Origin of the sequence: Deinococcus humi, from assembly GCF_014201875.1 — a bacterium.
In the GTDB taxonomy this organism is placed as follows: Bacteria; Deinococcota; Deinococci; order Deinococcales; family Deinococcaceae; genus Deinococcus; species Deinococcus humi.
The window spans coordinates 1-16,424 of record NZ_JACHFL010000028.1 but is presented as its reverse complement, the minus strand read 5'-3'; the positions used below and the strand labels follow the sequence as shown (position 1 = coordinate 16,424).

At 57.2% G+C, this 16,424-nt stretch carries 17 protein-coding genes and 1 pseudogene; 6 read left to right on the top strand and 12 right to left on the bottom strand.

The window, feature by feature from the left end:
- Positions 1-20: 20 nt before the first annotated feature.
- The 4 genes from HNQ08_RS25275 (at position 21) to HNQ08_RS25260 (ending at position 3,045) form a co-directional block, all read left to right on the top strand.
- On the top strand, positions 21-443 hold the full coding sequence (locus HNQ08_RS25275) for a hypothetical protein (RefSeq protein ID WP_184138003.1): 423 nt from the start codon (positions 21-23) through the stop codon (positions 441-443).
- Positions 444-540: 97 nt separating this feature from the next.
- A complete protein-coding gene (locus tag HNQ08_RS25270; protein ID WP_184138002.1) occupies positions 541-1,167 on the top strand; it encodes a hypothetical protein in 627 nt (208 codons plus the stop codon).
- 400 nt (positions 1,168-1,567) lie between these two features.
- Positions 1,568-2,521: an adenylate/guanylate cyclase domain-containing protein gene (locus HNQ08_RS25265; RefSeq protein ID WP_184138001.1), complete on the top strand. Its 954-nt coding sequence runs from the start codon at positions 1,568-1,570 to the stop codon at positions 2,519-2,521.
- On the top strand, positions 2,518-3,045 hold the full coding sequence (locus HNQ08_RS25260; RefSeq protein WP_184138000.1) for a Pycsar system effector family protein: 528 nt from the start codon (positions 2,518-2,520) through the stop codon (positions 3,043-3,045). Before HNQ08_RS25265 ends, HNQ08_RS25260 begins: the two co-directional genes overlap by 4 nt.
- A gap of 356 nt (positions 3,046-3,401) precedes the next feature.
- Here the strand turns inward: HNQ08_RS25260 and HNQ08_RS25255 are convergent, their stop codons facing one another.
- The 12 genes and pseudogenes from HNQ08_RS25255 to HNQ08_RS25200 all read right to left on the bottom strand — a co-directional run bounded on the left by HNQ08_RS25255 (position 3,402) and on the right by HNQ08_RS25200 (position 14,788).
- The gene (locus HNQ08_RS25255) at positions 3,402-4,295 is read right to left on the bottom strand and encodes a nucleotidyl transferase AbiEii/AbiGii toxin family protein (protein ID WP_184137999.1); all 894 of its coding nucleotides are present in this window, start codon (positions 4,293-4,295) and stop codon (positions 3,402-3,404) included.
- Positions 4,292-5,218 carry a hypothetical protein gene (locus tag HNQ08_RS25250; RefSeq protein ID WP_184137998.1) on the bottom strand — a complete coding sequence of 309 codons (927 nt, stop codon included), beginning with the start codon at positions 5,216-5,218 and terminating at the stop codon, positions 4,292-4,294. Before HNQ08_RS25250 ends, HNQ08_RS25255 begins: the two co-directional genes overlap by 4 nt.
- 262 nt (positions 5,219-5,480) lie before the next feature.
- Positions 5,481-5,747 (bottom strand): hypothetical protein, encoded by a 267-nt coding sequence (locus HNQ08_RS25245; RefSeq protein ID WP_184137997.1) that lies wholly within the window; start codon positions 5,745-5,747, stop codon positions 5,481-5,483.
- 278 nt (positions 5,748-6,025) lie between these two features.
- Positions 6,026-7,036, bottom strand: coding sequence for a glycosaminoglycan attachment protein (locus HNQ08_RS25240; RefSeq protein WP_184137996.1), 1,011 nt, complete (start codon positions 7,034-7,036; stop codon positions 6,026-6,028).
- Positions 7,037-7,128: 92 nt separating this feature from the next.
- Positions 7,129-7,838: pseudogene (locus tag HNQ08_RS25235) on the bottom strand (IS6 family transposase).
- 99 nt (positions 7,839-7,937) lie between these two features.
- Entirely contained in the window at positions 7,938-10,916 is a 2,979-nt protein-coding gene (locus HNQ08_RS25230; RefSeq protein ID WP_184137995.1) for a DEAD/DEAH box helicase, read from the bottom strand.
- Positions 10,917-10,983: 67 nt separating this feature from the next.
- Complete coding sequence (locus tag HNQ08_RS25225; RefSeq protein ID WP_184137994.1) at positions 10,984-11,265, bottom strand: hypothetical protein; 282 nt, start codon at positions 11,263-11,265, stop codon at positions 10,984-10,986.
- 114 nt (positions 11,266-11,379) lie between these two features.
- The gene (locus HNQ08_RS25220; protein ID WP_184137993.1) at positions 11,380-12,063 is read right to left on the bottom strand and encodes a hypothetical protein; all 684 of its coding nucleotides are present in this window, start codon (positions 12,061-12,063) and stop codon (positions 11,380-11,382) included.
- Positions 12,064-12,246: 183 nt separating this feature from the next.
- A complete protein-coding gene (locus tag HNQ08_RS25215; protein ID WP_184137992.1) occupies positions 12,247-12,684 on the bottom strand; it encodes a hypothetical protein in 438 nt (145 codons plus the stop codon).
- 4 nt (positions 12,685-12,688) lie between these two features.
- Entirely contained in the window at positions 12,689-13,192 is a 504-nt protein-coding gene (locus HNQ08_RS25210; protein WP_184137991.1) for an SMI1/KNR4 family protein, read from the bottom strand.
- Positions 13,193-13,282: 90 nt separating this feature from the next.
- A complete protein-coding gene (locus HNQ08_RS25205) occupies positions 13,283-14,020 on the bottom strand; it encodes a hypothetical protein (protein WP_184137990.1) in 738 nt (245 codons plus the stop codon).
- Positions 14,021-14,194: 174 nt separating this feature from the next.
- On the bottom strand, positions 14,195-14,788 hold the full coding sequence (locus tag HNQ08_RS25200; protein WP_184137989.1) for a hypothetical protein: 594 nt from the start codon (positions 14,786-14,788) through the stop codon (positions 14,195-14,197).
- A 203-nt stretch (positions 14,789-14,991) separates the two neighbouring features.
- On the opposite strand from HNQ08_RS25200, the gene HNQ08_RS25195 reads away from it, so the two are divergent.
- Together HNQ08_RS25195 and HNQ08_RS25190 are read left to right on the top strand one after the other, a co-directional pair.
- Entirely contained in the window at positions 14,992-15,885 is an 894-nt protein-coding gene (locus HNQ08_RS25195; RefSeq protein ID WP_184137988.1) for a hypothetical protein, read from the top strand.
- A 201-nt stretch (positions 15,886-16,086) separates the two neighbouring features.
- Positions 16,087-16,338, top strand: coding sequence for a hypothetical protein (locus HNQ08_RS25190; protein WP_184137987.1), 252 nt, complete (start codon positions 16,087-16,089; stop codon positions 16,336-16,338).
- Positions 16,339-16,424 lie beyond the last annotated feature (86 nt).

Here is a 16,424-nt window from a genome sequence, read left to right as displayed (position 1 = left end):
ATAGCTGGCTATGATGAGAGGTGTGTAACTTCCTCTTCTTGGCTTCAAGTCGGCCGCTGCCACTTCTTCCTGCGAGGGAAGAGGAGCTGGAGTTTTACGTCACTGAACTCAAGGACAGGGAGAAAAGTGTGCTTGAGTGGTTCAGTGAGCCCAATGCGTATTTTATAGGGTCGTACAGCGGCTGCAGCTGTCCCTTTGAGTGTGAGTACGACTGGGATGACCCTGACCCAGATGAACTGGAGGACATTGCCAAGGGTCGTCGAGACTTCTCACTGCTCGCCTCGTACCTTCGACAAGCAGTCCAGGAGGGCGCGAAGCTGCAACTGTATAACGCCTGGGACTACTGGCTCCCGCCCGTACAGGTGATGGACCTGAAGATTGACAGCCTGATGCAGGAGCGCTTTGTGTTCAGTGACAGACAGCTTTATCACGTCGTTCGGTGAAGGAGCTTGACTCCAAAGTGAACTGGACAGCGGACTAGTGGAGCGTCAACTTGGTCTGTCAGGCACGACGAGCGGTGGCGCATGACATGGTAAGACCGTGTCCACCACCTTCGATGTCTACCCTGGATCTGTGGAGGTGCCATTTACCCGTGAGGTCCTGGCCCTTGGTGCTTCGAAGCTCTGGGCGTACCTGACAAGTATCGGCATTGATGAGCACCCACAAGTCCACGTCAAGCTCTTGGCGAGGGGCAACCACCAGAAAAAAGGCCTCATCCTGGATGCACCGTTCGCATGGCCAGAGGACCAGTACATGTGGTTCACGGTGGGAGACGGGCAGGGTGGGACAGACGCGTACTGCGAGTGCCTGGAAGTTGACGAGGGCTTTGACTTCAGCACGCACGGTCTGCCGTTCTCACAGGTCCAGATGGACGACTTGGCATTGTTCGAAACAGCCCGGATCGGTGGACGCTGGTGGTACTTTCGTCGCTCGGCGGGTCAACCAGCGCTGGTGAACGTGCTGTACGGCTGTCTGGCATCCGCACTCGCGGCGCTCACGCATGGTGTGGTGTACTCGAGTGACAGCGCTTGGGATTACACACGCTTTCCCGCGCAGTCAGCTGAGTTCGATCGGTGGTTCATGCGCCCTGAACATGCTTTGGGGGCTGACTTCCGTGAGTGGGCGCAACGGATTCAAGAGGCCCTCATCCGTGAGCTTCAGCGGTAGTTGCGACTCTCCTCAAGCTCTTGCTCCTCACGCCACTGACAAACCATTGCTGACAAGCCCCTCGTCCAACGTCCACCTAGGTTTGAGGTCAATCACTTGAACGGTGAGGACCGCCCACCCGCACGTTGGATCAAAAAGCGTTCGAAGTCCTCCAGCGTCCGCACGCGGTGGTGCACCACCGCCTCGTACACATCCGTGCCGCCCACTTCCTCCGGGTACTATTGATAACGGCGTGGGTTCGCATCAAATCCGCCCTCGGCACTGTCACTGCTCTCCGCACTCATCGGCGTTGGAGAATGCCAGGCCATTGCAGACCAACACAGTTCTCAATAAAGCCTACGCTAAGGAGTCAGCGCTGCTTGAGACTGTATTTGTATGTAAGATGATGTACATTGTAGATATGTCTCTTGTTGATTTTTTAAAACAGATAGATGAAGATGTTAGAAATGTTCTGTCAGATGATTTTGAAATTGAAATAACCAATACCCAATTCGTGCCCTCTTTCAGTGATCCATTTATTACTTATGATAATCTTACAGAAAGAATAAAGAAGTGCAAATTACTTAAGAGTTGTGTGCTATATATTGATATTAGAAATTCCGCAAAGATAAGCGTGGATAACGAAGCAGATCGTCTCGCTAAAATGTACTCTGCATTTGTCAAAAATATGATTTCGGCAGCAAGGTATTATAATGGCCATATAAGAAATATCATAGGTGATCGTATAATGGTTGTATTTGACCGTAAAGATTGCTTCAAAAATGCATTTAACACTGCCATACTTATGAATTCAATATCTCAGCACATTATTGCAAAGAATATTACAGGAATCGATTTTTCCTGTGGTATAGGTATAGACTTTGGGGAAATGTTAATAGTTAAAACTGGTGCGATTCGCAGAGGTGCTGAAACAGAATTTTATAGAGGTTTGGTCTGGCTAGGGCGGCCAGCGAATGTTGCCTCCAGACTGACTGATCTCGCGAACAAGAGTTTCTCCAAAATAAAACACAGGGTACATAAAGCATCGGCTGACAATCCGACGAGTACATCAGAGTGGATTTGGCAAGAAATGAGTGCTTCTAAGTTTTTGGACCAATTAGAACATAAGTATCCAAATAAAATTGTTAGTGTAGACCCTCGTCACGCCAATTTCTTCCAAACTAAATATAAAAAGTACTGGTCATATAAACCTATTTTAATGACCGCTGATTTTTATCGGGGTTTAGCTAAAGAATGTCCAGACAATAAATCAATTAAGAACGGATGGATCACGAAAAATGCTAGGACTATACCTGAATATGATGATTATCTATATGAGGCAGATGTTGTGTTTACGAACTCCCAAAATTTATGAATGATCAGCTAAATACTAATCTAAATACTGTTAATGACTGGCTTAAATTTGCCGAAGCTAAACTAACTGTGCTCATAACAGTCAACGGTGCGGCTCTTCTGGCTGGAGGTCAATTAATTCTATTAAGTAAACTTGAGTATTATGTTAATCTTGCGATAATTTTTTTTATAGTTTTGGTATTCGTGTCCACTCTTTGCGCTTTAATTGGCATTTTACCTAGAACAAAAAATATTAATAAAAGTAGATTCTCGAGAATAATACCAGGGGAGAATCTACTATTTTATGGAGTCATATCAAAATATTCTACACAAGAGTATTTAGATAACTTTAATAATATGATTGGGCGTACATCGCCTGCAAATGCATATGATTTTAACGTAGCAGAACAAACAGTCATCAATTCTAGAATATGCGCATGGAAATACTTTGTATTTGGAATAGCAATAAGATTATCATTCTATGGCATGATTCTATGTGGAGGGACGCTTGTAATTGGTTATATTATTAACTCTAAACATTCTTAGTGCTGAAATAAGCTACCGTCACTCATCCAGGGCCTGAAGTCTGTGATTAGCGGTTCCCTGGGTGCCCGGCTGGAAGTCGGACACCCTTTCCGTGCAATGACGAGAGGTTTGCGTAAGTACCGTCATCCAAGACGTGAATAACGGTACGCGTGTCAGACAGCAGAATTTCACTTCTAATTCGAGGTAGCCAAAAATCGTGCCTTCGCCAAGTTAAGCCCTATTGAGAACGGTGTTGGTCTGCACTGGCTTGGCATTCTCCAACGCCGATGGGTGCGGAGAGCAGTGACAGTGCCGAGGGCGGATTTGATGCGAACCCACGCCGTTATCAATAAGGCAGAGAGAGTGATAAGCAAGGGTCAAGGGTCCGGCGCTCCCACGTCACCTTTTCCGTTCTGAGCCCCCCGGAGGCCTGAACTCCAAGCCCGGACCTGACGGTGGGCGTCCAGTTGCAGCGCATCAGCATTGCTCTCCTCCTGGCTCAGGAAGTCCAGCACCGCGCCTGGGCCATAGCTGTCGAGATGCTCGAATTTTTGAGCAATCGCGTCATAGGCGCGCCGAGCGTCCGGGTGATCCTGCAGCGCCTGGCAGGCCCGTCCCAGTGCTTCCGGACCTTCAGGGGCGTGGCGCACGGTGTAGTACACGTCATAGGCGTCCTTCGGTTCTCGTCGGCCCAGCAGGGCGAGCCCTTTGAGCACCAGGAACGCTTCTAACTCCACAACGCGGAGGGTCGCCTCATCTTGTCGGCCCCGACGGGTCCGCCCCTTAATGGTCACGTCCGAGGCATGCTGAAGGGCCAGCCCGATCCCCTTCATGGCCATGGTGCGTAGCCCCTTCACCAGCGGCGGGCGATGCTTGTCCAATTTGACGCCATCCGGAATCAGCAGATCAACTTCGACTTTGACGACGGGACCCCCATCCTCCAGGTCGACGTCGGTGGCCATCTGAAATGCTCGGAGATCCGGATGCTCGCCTTCTGCGTTGCGGTAGAAGCCTCCGCGCTCCAGCAGCCGGATGACTTCGGCGTATGCGTCCTCCTCTTTCAGGGTGCCGGCGTCCAGAGCGAGATCGATGTCCATGGTGCCCACGTGAGGTTCATCGGCCGCGGTGAGGATCAGGGAAGGCACCAGGCCGCCGACGATGACCAGCTGTTCGCGGTAGGCGCCAAGCAGGTGAGCGAGATCAATCAGGACGCGGCGGACCGCTTCCGTTGAGCGTTCCTCATAGCCGCTGGCATGTTGTGGTTTCGTCACGGTGTCCCCTCGATCAGCGGCCATGAGGCGTAGAGTTTTTGCCCGTTCCACAGCGGGTGGAGGTAGTTCCGCAGGAGTTTCTCGGCGCCTTCACGGCCCCGGCTGCCCTGGCGCCAGAGATCGACGAAGGTCTGTGCGGGGCTGGCGGTCCAGAGGCCGGCCTTGATTTCCAAGCGGTCCACGAAGACACCGTCCTCCACGAACTGGACGGTCAGGTTGCCACCCTTGTCGACCTCTTCTGCGTCCAGCAGTTTCGCTGCGCTGCGCCAGGTATCTGGGGCAGCGTACAAGACCACACCTTTGGGCGTCACAAAGGGCGCCATCCACTCGGCGGCACTGGCCGCCCCGAGCAGGACCTGCGTCTGCCCCGTCAGGAGTTCAATCACCCGCCTGCTGTTATGGACGGTGTAGACACTGAATCCGGCTGGCGGGGCAGCCTTGGTCCACTCGGCCCATTCCCGGAGCAGGCCTTCAGGATCACGGACGACGACGCCGCCTGGCTCGAGCTCCAGCCAGCCCTGGTCCAGCAGTTTTTGCCGGACATTGCTGACGGTGCCCAGGCTGACCTGACAGGTGCGGGCGAGTTCCTGCACCTGCCAGGTCCGGTGAGGCGCGGCCAGGAGGGCACGCACGACCCGCAGGGTTTTCCCGGCGTACAGGTTTTCCCGTTCGCGTTTGGCCTGCGGGGGCGGAGCGTGCCCGAGGCGCTCCAAGTGGTAAAGCCCAAAGGTTAGGCGATAGTTGCCAGCCAAGTCCAGAGCACTGGCACCAGCCGCTTCGCATTCGTCCATAGCGCGCTCAGAGAGGTACGGCGCGGCCAGGACCAGGTGGGTGGAGGAGGGGAGCCGGTCAGCCCGGCGTGCGAACCAACGCTGGACTGCGGCGGGCGTGCCGTCGGAGAGAAAATGGATTTGAAACCTCACCGGGCCAAGGCCAGGGAACTGAGCGGTGACGTCGCTGTCGTTCCCTGATTCGTCGGCACTGATGGAATCAGCGAACCGGGAAAGGACAGAGATCAGGCGCTCATCGGCCTGAAATCCCTGCCTTGCCATTGCTGCCCCTCTTTCCATATTTCAGAGTATAGGCTGTTTCATCAGGCGAATGAAACAGCTAATTTACTGAAAACAGCTCTCCTAATTGGCCATGCATCGATGCGGTCCATGCCTCCTTCCCCAGCTCATCCCATTACTTGAGGTGCCTCAAATACTCGAAGTAATCGATTGCAGGCACAGAGCCCGCCTTCTGCAACAGGTCAATCAGGCTCATATAAAACGCCGCGATGGGATATTTCGAGAACGCTGTGATCTGCGATTCGTCCCACAGCACGGCCCCACTCTCCGCAACGTAGACCAGATTGAGAAGCCCGTCGCCTGTCGTGCCCTGAATCGCTGCGAGTGCAGCCGGACTGAACGCCGGGCTGTAATCGGATTCGCAGGTCAGCAGACCGCCCAAAATCCGCCTGGATGATGCTCAGTGGAAACCGGTGGCGGTAAGGCTTACGGTCAGTCACGGACGATCAGCCTACCGTGCTTAAATTGCCAGAACCCCTGGGACTATCTGCCACCAGTCAGCGTGGCAAGGTCCAGCGCTGTGGGTCAGGTCGACTGTTGTACCTCAGCCTTTCAAAGCTGTTGCCCGCTTGTGAGCTCCGGAGATCAGGCAAGCGCTCAAGCAATGGGCGGAGAAGGTGATATCGGGACTCGGATCAAATTCATCTTCTAAAAAGAGCTCTACTCTTTGACAAAAACCATGGTGACGGAGACAAACGGATGAAATTCCGGGGTATCGGTATACAGAGTCCCTTGGTCCATGTAATGCTGCGCCGCCCCTGGAAAGAAGTCACGCGGGAGGGGAACGCGCGCATTCGGATTCAAGGCAATGCTCAGACCATTGCCATATGTCTCTTGATAAGGCGCTTGTTTCACGTCGAATTTCAGATCTAACGGTTCGCTGGCATTCGGCGTTATGTCATAGTACTTCCCAACACGAATCATGCTGATGTTAGGGTAATTCCCTCGGATAAATCCCATCCGATTGAACTTGGGCTGTGTACCGCTATTGGTGAACATAACTGCGGAGATGTGCTCAGAATCTGGTTGGGAGAAGAATCCTGAGGGAATCACCTTGCCGCCAACCTCATGGGACTCGACAGGGTGTTGTTGAACGACGAGTTGGCCGTCTGGGGTGTAATGAAATGTTTGGGTGATGCCGAACAGATAATTGACGAGTGCAGAGTCACTGAAATGAAGAGCATCCTCGCTAAAAAATGCCTCAACCGCCAGTACCAATGGGCGGCCCTTGACGTGTGGCAGGTCCCAGTATCGTTTCTTGAGTTTGCTGTACAGCGGACCTCCGAACCGGATTGGGAGTTCTCCACCCTGCCTATCTTTCAGCGAGAGACCTTCGGCCCGCTGATCGAGTGCCCCGCTCGGATTGACCGTGGTCGCCTCGATGCAGACCTGCAGGCCCTGATGCTCCACGATGAAGTCCGGCCGGTCATGTTCGCGTAGCACCCTAAATCCAGCCTCTTGAAAATAGGCGTGAAGGTAAAGCTCGAAGATACGGGCATCGAATGCCGTGGTCTGCAACTGCTCGAGGAAGTTGCCGTCGGCATCGTGAAACGTTTGAAAGATGCGGCAGATTTCCGCCTTGGCCGGCGCTGCTCCTGGGTTGTCCCTAGTCGTGCGAAATGCCTCGCAGGCTCTGTCTTCCGGCACGACCAAAGCAAAGGGATCAGACATGTCCAGAGCATAACTTTACTTATGGGCAGTACGTTGGGTTCTGGCAGCTTAATCTCAGCGGGGTCACAGAAGAGCAGCAGGTGGCTTGATCCTCAAGCCACCTGCTGCATTCCCTCGTGCCAGAGGTGCAGAGCTGCGGTCTGGTTCATTCGTCTGAGGGACGCAGGGATGGTCGTTCGGGTCTGGCGGTGAAGATTCGAGGTTCGAGCGTGCAGCGCGAGAAATTCCTGGGTTCGCCGTCGCCCTCAGAAGCCGACTTGAGCACGTTCCTGCTGTCGTGTCGGTCGATGCGACTGCTCTACAAGGTTGTTACAACGGACGGTCGACTCGACTTGGACATGCTCCACACCGTGGAGCACGGGAAGTTCTCTGATGGCTGCCCCATAGCTCCGTAGCTTGTCAGTATGAACGACCTTCGGCACGTCGTATTCGCCCAGCAAGCGGATGAGAAAGAATTTGGCGGCCTCGGTATCTCGGTGTTCCTGCAGGAGAATGTCGAGCACATGTCCGTACTCATCCACGGCCCACCATAACCAGTGCGTACTCCCTCCGACCTTCACGTGCACCTTATCCAGATGCCACCGCGAACCCAGGTGGGGTTCGCGGTGGCGCAGCTCTTCGGTGAGCAGGGGAGCGAACTTGATGTTCCACTGTCGGAGCGTTTCGTGGCTGACGACAATGCCGCGCTCATACAGGAGTTCCTGAACATCCCGTTGGCTGAGTGGAAAGCGGTGGTACAGCCACAGGGCGTAGACGATGACGCTGAGGGAAACCGGTGGCGAGAGGGCTTGCGGTCCGTCACAGCCTACCGGCGTTAAGTTGCCAGAACCCCCGGACCTCATACCTGACAGGCGAATGATCGACACAGTATCCGTGACCGACGATTAGGCACCGGGCGCGTTTAGTCGTCGAGTGAAGAATGCCAAGCAGCAATCTGATCCGGGCGGTTCCACCCCAGCATGCTGAATCTGACGTTCTGACCTTGAGTCCAGGCCAGGGCAGCCAGAAGGAGGCGAGTGCACCGATCCGGGGCATGGTCCTGACGCTCGAACACCCGTAGGGCCGGTTGAACAACCAGCATTTCATAGTCGAGTTGCATCACACTCGCCTGATTGAGCCAAGCACGGAATTCCTCTTCACGCCCAGTCACCTCAAACATCCGGTCCCCCAAGCGTCGCCGAAATTCATCGATCAACAGCGGGTGCCGCACCCAGCGCGTGCCTTTGATCGCCTGTCCGGTGACCTCGTAGAGATCATCCACCCGCCGCCCCATAAGTGGCCGCGTGTATTTCGGTGCCTTCTTAGGCGGCTTCGCGCCCTTGCAATGGTAGAACTGCAGCCTGAAACGAGCCCCCGCCCGACCGATGGCGATCACATCGGCCATTTCCCCTTTGCCATGATCGATCAAGACCCAGGGGTTATCCAATGTCTGCTGGGCGTGTGCCACAACGGCTTCCTGTACGCTCAAGCGGCCGGCGTACCGTGACCGGTCCTCGCCATCGGTCCAGAACTCCTTGAGCACCTCGCAGTCGTCCCAGCCGTTCACGTGGTCGACGTAACACTCGTCTGGCAGGTCCGTGTACAGGCTCGATAGGGGTTTCAATTCATTGCCGAACACCGTCGAGCCGTCCTGCAGAAAGAAGGTCAGCGGATAGCGTTGTAGGTACTGACCGAAGGACAATGTCTCGTTGAGGCCATTGGCGCTCTCCAGGGTCACCAGAGCGGAGTCGCCCGGCCCATTCGGCAAGAGCGGCTGCTTGCGCCGGCAGTCGTAGTGAATGCCACACCGCCGCTGCCCAAAGCCATCGAGGATATCGAGGATCACCGTATGCTGATCGGCCTGCAAGACGTGCAGAGTGGCGTCGAGAATGTCGAGCCTCTGCTCGTCGTCCCACCGGAACTGGGCATTGCGCTGGTAGGTTTCGTGATCAAACGCAACGGCGATCGGGGCGGCGGGGAGCTGGTCCACAGGCCGGGTCTGGAAATCTTCTGGAAGGCCAGGCAACCGCAGAATGCCGTCACTGTTGTCGACAATGCGGGTCACCTCGGTGCTCCACGTCAGAAACTGCTCCAGCGTGCCCCGGTAATTCGAGTACACCTTGCCAGAGCCGCTGAATCCCACGTAACGCGCGCCATCCACTTTGGCAAACACGTGATGTGGCGTGGAAACGCGCGCGGCGTTGGCCTGCACCGCCTGCGCCAAGTTACCGCTTGAGGCGTAACTCGTGTAATCGGCCACCGAGTCCCCAAGGGCGCCGGTCTTCCCGAGACCCAGTTGCACATAGACAACCTTTTGTCCGTCCAGCACGCCGGACAGCCGTCCTTTGGAAACAGGCGCGCACTGCGGCCCGGCAATCTGAGTGCGAATCGTTTTGGCGATCTCGTCGCTGGTGCTGTGTTCCAGCAGCAAGTTGGCTTCAGCGTAGTGGTAGTACACCGTCAGGTGGAAGTCTGAGTACACCAGGTCCCCGTGCCCGGCCCAGCGGGGCTCGTCGGGTCGGCCAGTGACAAAGACCGCCAGGCTCCCGTCCTCAATGACCTCGTGCGTGAGCAGGGTCGTTCCTTTGACCTTGACCGGTGTCGAGAGGTTGACAGGGTCTTCCAGGTCATACACCGTGCCTGACAGGTACGGCCGCAAACCATACAGGGAGATAGCGTCCGCCGTGCCGTCCCGGCGATCGAATCGTTTCACGAACCGGCGGTGGCCACGCTCCCCGTCGATGGCGGCATCCGCGAGGTTCGGAATAAGTTCCGCCCAGTCCGGATCCTCACCGTAGAGGGCGCTCGTCATGTCATTGACTGCCCGAGGCACCGCGAGAAAGCGCGGTGCCCCGTACCGTTCAGGAGCTTGACGGGCGATCCGGCCAACGAACTGCAGGGTACTGGCGAGCGACTTATGGGGCGTGTGCACGACCGCGATTTTCAGGGCGGGCAGGTCAAACCCTTCCCCAAGCATGCCCACCGCCACGATGCCGTCGAGTTCCCCGGCCTCCAGTTGGCTCAAAATCCGATCAAGGTGCTTCCCGGTTTCGGCGTAAAGCGCTTCGACCTTGAGCCCATGCTGGCGGTAAAGCTCAACAAGGGTTTTGGCGTGTTGGATCCGGTCTGTGCGCACGATAATGCGCGCTTCCTTCTGGTGCTGCCGGTCCGTTTCAACGAGTTCGCGCGCCGCTTCACATAGGCGCTGGTCGTCTTCGCCAAATTCGGCCGAGACAGGAATGAACTGAATGGGTTGGAAGACGCGGTCGACCACGGCCTGGCGTAGCGAGTAGGCGTAAATCAGGTTGGCCTTGAGCTCGCGGCGGTCCCGTCGGTATGGGGTGGCGGTCAGGAGCACGTGGCGCGCGTTGGGCTGGGCGTCCAGTGCACGTTTCCAAGTGTCAGCGGAAGCGTGGTGCGCTTCGTCAACCAACACCAGCTGGAAGAGATCAGGCGGGGGCGGACAGACCTTGCCTTCGCGTGGGCTGACGGGAATCTGCGTGGACACCACCACGTCGTAGTTGCGGAGATCTTCCCAGTCCTCTGGCGTTCGGCAGGAACTCGTCAGCTCGAGGACTTTCGGCGCAAACGTGGTGGTCAGTAGCCCGGTGGCCCGCAGGTTGGAGAGAGATCTGAATTCATCGACCACCTGTTTGCGGACCACCCGCGAAGGAGTCAGCACCAGCACCCGGGGTGAGCCAGACTCCGGAACAAAGAAGGGAACCGCAGTCATCACGGCAGTCTTGCCGGAGCCGGTGGGAAGGACCAGGAGACACGGCTCGTGCGACGACGTGAAGTGGGCGCCGACGGCCTGTAACGCGCCGTGTTGCGCGCGGCGAAGTCCGTTCGCCGCAGGACGCGACGGTAACAACAGCGGGGGCTGCTCAGCGAAATACGACACTCATGGTCCTCCTCTGAAAAGTCTCGGTTGCCTTGTTGATGCCTGTTGGCTGATCTGCTACTCGCGTCTAAGCAGACTTCACGTGGTACACGTCGTCGAGCCAGCCACATTCGCGGAGTTGATGCATTAACCAGGCACCAGGCCGCGTCAGGTGCAATTCCGCTTTAGAGACGAGGGTACGTTGCAGGGCTGCGGCGAGTTGCGCGTAGGCTGGGCAGCCCCGGAATTCCGCTTCGGTGGCCCGCCACAGCACACGGTAATAATGCCGTTCCCACCCGGCGTCATCGAGCAGCTGCACCAAGCGGGCGGCGCCTTCCTGTACGGCTTCCCGACGGTGCTGCGGGTGCACGCTGGCGATGCGGCTGAGGCCCCAGACCAGCTCCTGTGGCGTCTGCGCCTGCTGGCGAGATCATGGGGCTGCCCACGTGTCTTCTCTACCGTTCCGTCTTCCTCCGCTTGCACCTTAGACGGCTCCTTCCGTTTCAGGAGTATGGACAACAGCAGACTGGGTGGTTGGGAGGATCCAGCGTTGCAGCTGGATGGCCCGAAGAATAGGAATCGCTGGCTGCGCCGTAAGCATGGCCAAACCCAACAGCAGCATCTCGGTAAGAAACTGTGCGAGAGCGTAGATCAGCCGTGTGTCGGTAGTAACTGGCGTTGGTGCCTGCATAAAGAGGCCCACATAGAGGGCCAGAGCAAGGAGGACGACACTTGATGCCAAGAAGAGAGTCATAACTCCTCGGGCGAAAAGGCTTACGCCGCGTTTGAGGTGACCTTCATCGGTGAATTTCAGGTGGGGGAGAGCCTTTTTAATGGCATGCCAGCCGAACCGGTGCGCGCAACGCTGCTGCAACTTGATGAGTTCCTGGCGACGGGCTGGTAGGGTCACGATGCCGGTAGCCTCTTGGAACACCAGCATGCCTCGTTGTTCCTCGAGAACGCGTTTGAGATCAGGGTCTGGTTCAGAATGAATCTGCTCATCCAGGATTTTGACGCGGTTGCGTCGGCGCACCTCAAAGGGTGTAGTCCAACTGGCCGAGTCGGAGAACAAGCGAAGGCTGACGTTCCATGCGCCGTACACCAAGAGTGGAATGAGGATGAGTCGGCCAGTAATGCCTATCTCTTTAAGTGCATCCATGATTTCCAATAGGTGTCCTCCTTGAGACGGAACTTTCCTTTTTGATTACGTAAGATTGGTCGAAAAGTTTCCTCGCGCGAGTTTTAATAAAGGAAAGCCACAATATTTCTCAGTGGTGGACAACTTCACTTGAGCCGCTCCTAGCGCTGAAGATACAGCGACAGCGGTTGGGAAATATCTCTTTGTTTGAGCCTAAACCTCTGCGGGTTGCTCAAAAACGTGCAGGGAAACCTGCTGCGACCGCACCACAATCTTCTGCTCACTCTGGAAATGGAAGATCAGAAAGCTCTGGTCCGTCGCCTGCTCTTCCATGCCCATTCGTCCCAGCTCATTTTCGCTGAGGTCTTCTGGCGAGAGGTAGGCCACTTCCGCCAGCGAGGTGTCCTCGGTATATGGCAGTTCGGGATCACGGGGATGAACTGAGAAATGATCTACCCCCGAGAACCGCAGGGCCAACTTCGCCGGTTGCGAGGGTCCTCCCCAGCGTCCCCTTGCCCAGCTCAAGACGACGCCCTGGGACCGCGGATCGTACTGGAGTCCCGTGAACTTGTAGCCACTGTGAAGGTCATACCACTCGTCACCCTGCACGAGGTAGATCAATTCAGCAAGCTGGAAATTGGTTCTCTCCATGGGTTCAGGAAATGTATCCCGCCTCGGTTTCCAGATAAGCCTCAAAGGAGTCCGCCAAGCACCCAGGCTGCCCTTCCGTCAGGGACCATACGGGTCCATCGTGGCTGCCATCGGCCAGCACGTAGGCGAGGTGATACCCCTGGTGGGTCAGGATCACATGTGCTGATGGGGGCCACACAAATTCCGGATTGAGCGCCAGCATTTCCGCGAGGATCTCCTCGTATTCTTCGGGCCGCTCCGGATCGGTCAAGTCACTGCCTCTGAACAGCTCCAGTGGCCGGCGCCCGAGACGCCGCAGGAACGCCCGGTAGACTGCCGGCAATCGTCCACCCAGACGCGTTTCTAACGCCTGTACCACGGGCTCTGGCACGCCCTGGGCGTCCCCCCGTCGGAACACAAAAGCGCTGGCCTTCGGTTGACCCGTCGGGCCCAGATGTCGGGAAGGCTCGCCCAGCCTGCGGCGCACGCGGGCTTCAATCCGGTCGATCACGGCCTCGGCTGGATCCATCCATCCAGGATAGTCCAGAGTGGCTGTTCAGCTTTGGTCTGTCTCGTGCATCGCCGCAGGTGCGTCTGGACGTGCATGGAGATAGTCGCTTCAAGCACCGAGCACGATGCGGAGGGCCGCCAGAGCCATCTCGTAGTTCTCCATGAGTTCCTCGTCGTCCCGTTTGTCTGCCTGTCGCTCACCATCTTCAAGGCGCGTGAGCATTTCAGGGCGCGCCAGCCACAGCCGCACCTGCGCGCCCTGCCCTGGCCGGGCGTCCCAGAAGTTGGTGGTCACGAGTTCGCCTCGTTCACTGTCGTACAGCGCCCTCACAGTGCTCGCGAGGTGGTTGGTGGCCGTCACATCCTCGCGCGCTTCCCACACCTGAAGGAAACGGGTGAGGCTGAGGTTGGCTTGTGCAAACGCGCATAGCGCCGTTTCGGCACGCCAGTCACTGCCATCTAAGGACGTGTCCAGCACGCTCACCCACCATGCGTCAAAGAACATCTCGAGCGCCGCGTACTCCGGTTCCGGCCATGTGCGCCACCCGGCCAGTTCAAGCTTGCTCAGCACGATCTCCTCGTTCGGGAGGAGCTCTCGGCGGACCATCAGTTCGAGCAGGCGCGGCAGGGCATACCGGAGAAGGTTCTCGTCTCCAACCGTGGTGATGGCGCAAAACGCGTACGCGTCGAGCCCGTCCGAGGGGACGCTTCGGAGTGGGAAGGTGCGCAGTGCACCGAGCACCCTGTCCGGGTCACGGTACGGGGACATGTCAACATGCGCAGGCATGGCATAGCTGGAGAAAACTTCGTACAGTCGCTCGATCGCTCCGTGCAGGGTCTCGTTCATGTGTCCTCAGTCGAGGTGCTCTGGAACCAGGTAGGTGGAGGCGTCGTGGGTGAACACCACTGTTCAGATGACTAGGTAAAGGAGCGCGAGATCGGCCTGGTTGAGGAGTTCGAGGCGTCCTCCAGCCGTCGCCGCAGATCATCAAAGTCCGCGCATTCGTCTGAGCACTCTTTGTTACTCTTCTACCGGGTCAAGATGACTCCGAGAGCCCCAGGTGGTTTTCGCAAAGACGCTTGGGCCTACGTCCGGCTTGACTGATGGGCCCTCAACTACTCCAAGAGGGGATGGGCCTTCGTTACCCTCTCTGCCCTCCGGGATGGTGTCGCGCGTGTTCTTGTACAGGTACTGGCGAAAGGCCCAGTGACCGGCTCGAGACCGTGCCTGCTCCTCGGCCACGAGCGGAGTCGATCGTTCCACAAACTCTGAACGAACCAACGTCGAGCCGAGCATGAACTGTCGTGCTCCATAGTTTTGTTCCACGACCTCATCAATGAGGCTAATCGCTTCGGCGTAGACCTTTTGGTTATCAATCCAGCCATATTGGCCATGCCACCCTTCAAATACCACGACGACCTGATCCGCCCAGGTTTCGAGGCAGAGTTCACTCCCGGACGATTCAGACGCCTGGATCCTCAGGAAGAGGGTGCGCTCTTCTGGGTCAATCTGGGCGTCCTGAGCCCAAAGGGGATAGCGGGCGAACAGGGCGAGGGCAAAGCCGAAGGAAAACGGTTCCAGGGCCGTCAGATCCGTCAGCGAATGAAGTCCCATAGGAGCCATGCTAGGGCAACGGTTCTGTCTGGCCTCCGCATTTCTTCCCCTCAAGTCCTGAGCATCCCTGGCAGCGCTCATGCCACGAATCGGAAGGGATCAGCCCTGTCCAGCTCCTGGGGGGCGATGGAGCCACTGTGCCAGACTGCAGGTCCTATGCGCCCTGACCACCCCTGCACCTGCTGTCGACGAGGAAGCCAGCGGTGATGGGGATTTTCGCCATCCTGGCCTTTGTGGTGATCGGCCTTCCCTTGCTCGCCATCTTCGTGGGAGTGACCCATTTCCTCACCCGGGGGCGGCCCCACCGGAGCCTGGCACTGGGAACGAGCCTCCTGCTCATCCCCGTGGTCTGTCTCTATCTCGGCGGAGCCAGCTGGGCCTGGAATGGCTGGCTGGGTGTGCGTCAACTGGACCCGGGCATTCTTGACACCTTCAGAACCCCGTTGGGATTTGGCTACTACGCCACCAGTGGAGATTCCTGGAAACCCGACGGAATCCTGGAGGGTCCGGAAGGCCGCATGGACTGGGGCGTGCAGCGCGCCGGCTGTGCCGGGGACGAGGTGGTGCTTCAACTCGTGGGGCGGCAACCCTCACCGCGCTACGCTCAGATCACCCGTCAAGCGCCTCATTACCAGGAGTTTGCGGATCAGGCCGCCTTTAACGAAGCCGTGAGTGGGCCGGTGACGTGGAGTGCGGACCGGGTGCCGCCGCCTGCCTGCGCACCCCGCCTGGGCGTCCTGGACCAGGTGGTAGGCAGGGTGCTCTGGGGGATCCCACTGGTCTGGCTCTTCGGTGGAGTCTTCCTGGTCTGGGCCGTGTATCAGGAGAAACAGCCTGGGACCGCGCGCAGGCGGCGCATCACCGCTGGGTTCCTGGCCGTGTCTCTGGGTGCTTTTGGCGTGCACCTCTTCTACCTGGACCGGGAACGGTCTGCTCGGAATCGCCTGGCACTTGGACTGATTGGGATCGGCCTCGGGCTCGCTATCGTGCCTCTGTTCATTCCTTTGACCCTGGGCGTCATCGGGGTGGTGGAGGGCATGCAGCTCTTTCGGAGCTCCGATCAGGACGCTCAACCCCCACCAGCTGTGGCGCTTTGACTTCTGAGGGAACGTGCTTCTCCTCGGGTGGCTGACCCATCTTCGAGGTTCACCTGGGACCCTGGTTCTAGGCCAACTTCGGTACGGCAAGAAGATGAAACGGGAGGTTTAAACAAAGGCGGTATGCTCCGATTGAGCAATCACCCAATTTCGCCAGTAAAAGCCGCTTACAGGGTTGAATTTATACTTTCAGGAGCTTATATGGATGAATATGTTATTGATGTCGATGGTCTGCCAACGGTGCTGACCATTGACGAGGTGGAGCAGGCAATAAGGTCCGTCATCGAGATGGGCGATCAGAAGGGGCTCTCCGATCTTGTTGTGCTTCGTACGATTGATGAGGTTTGCGCGAAGAGGGAGCAGGGAGAGATCAATTCTGAGACCAACAGCATGATTCAGGAGAGACTGTCGCGTGTGCGGTTGCTCTCTGAGGAAGAGACAGATTGGGGTTGACTCGGTTTCGAGTCGCTAAGGTTAAGCAGCTGTAGCCTGGCACTCGGCTTCCAGGGGCGTCAAGTATCCCAGGCTCGAATGCCGCC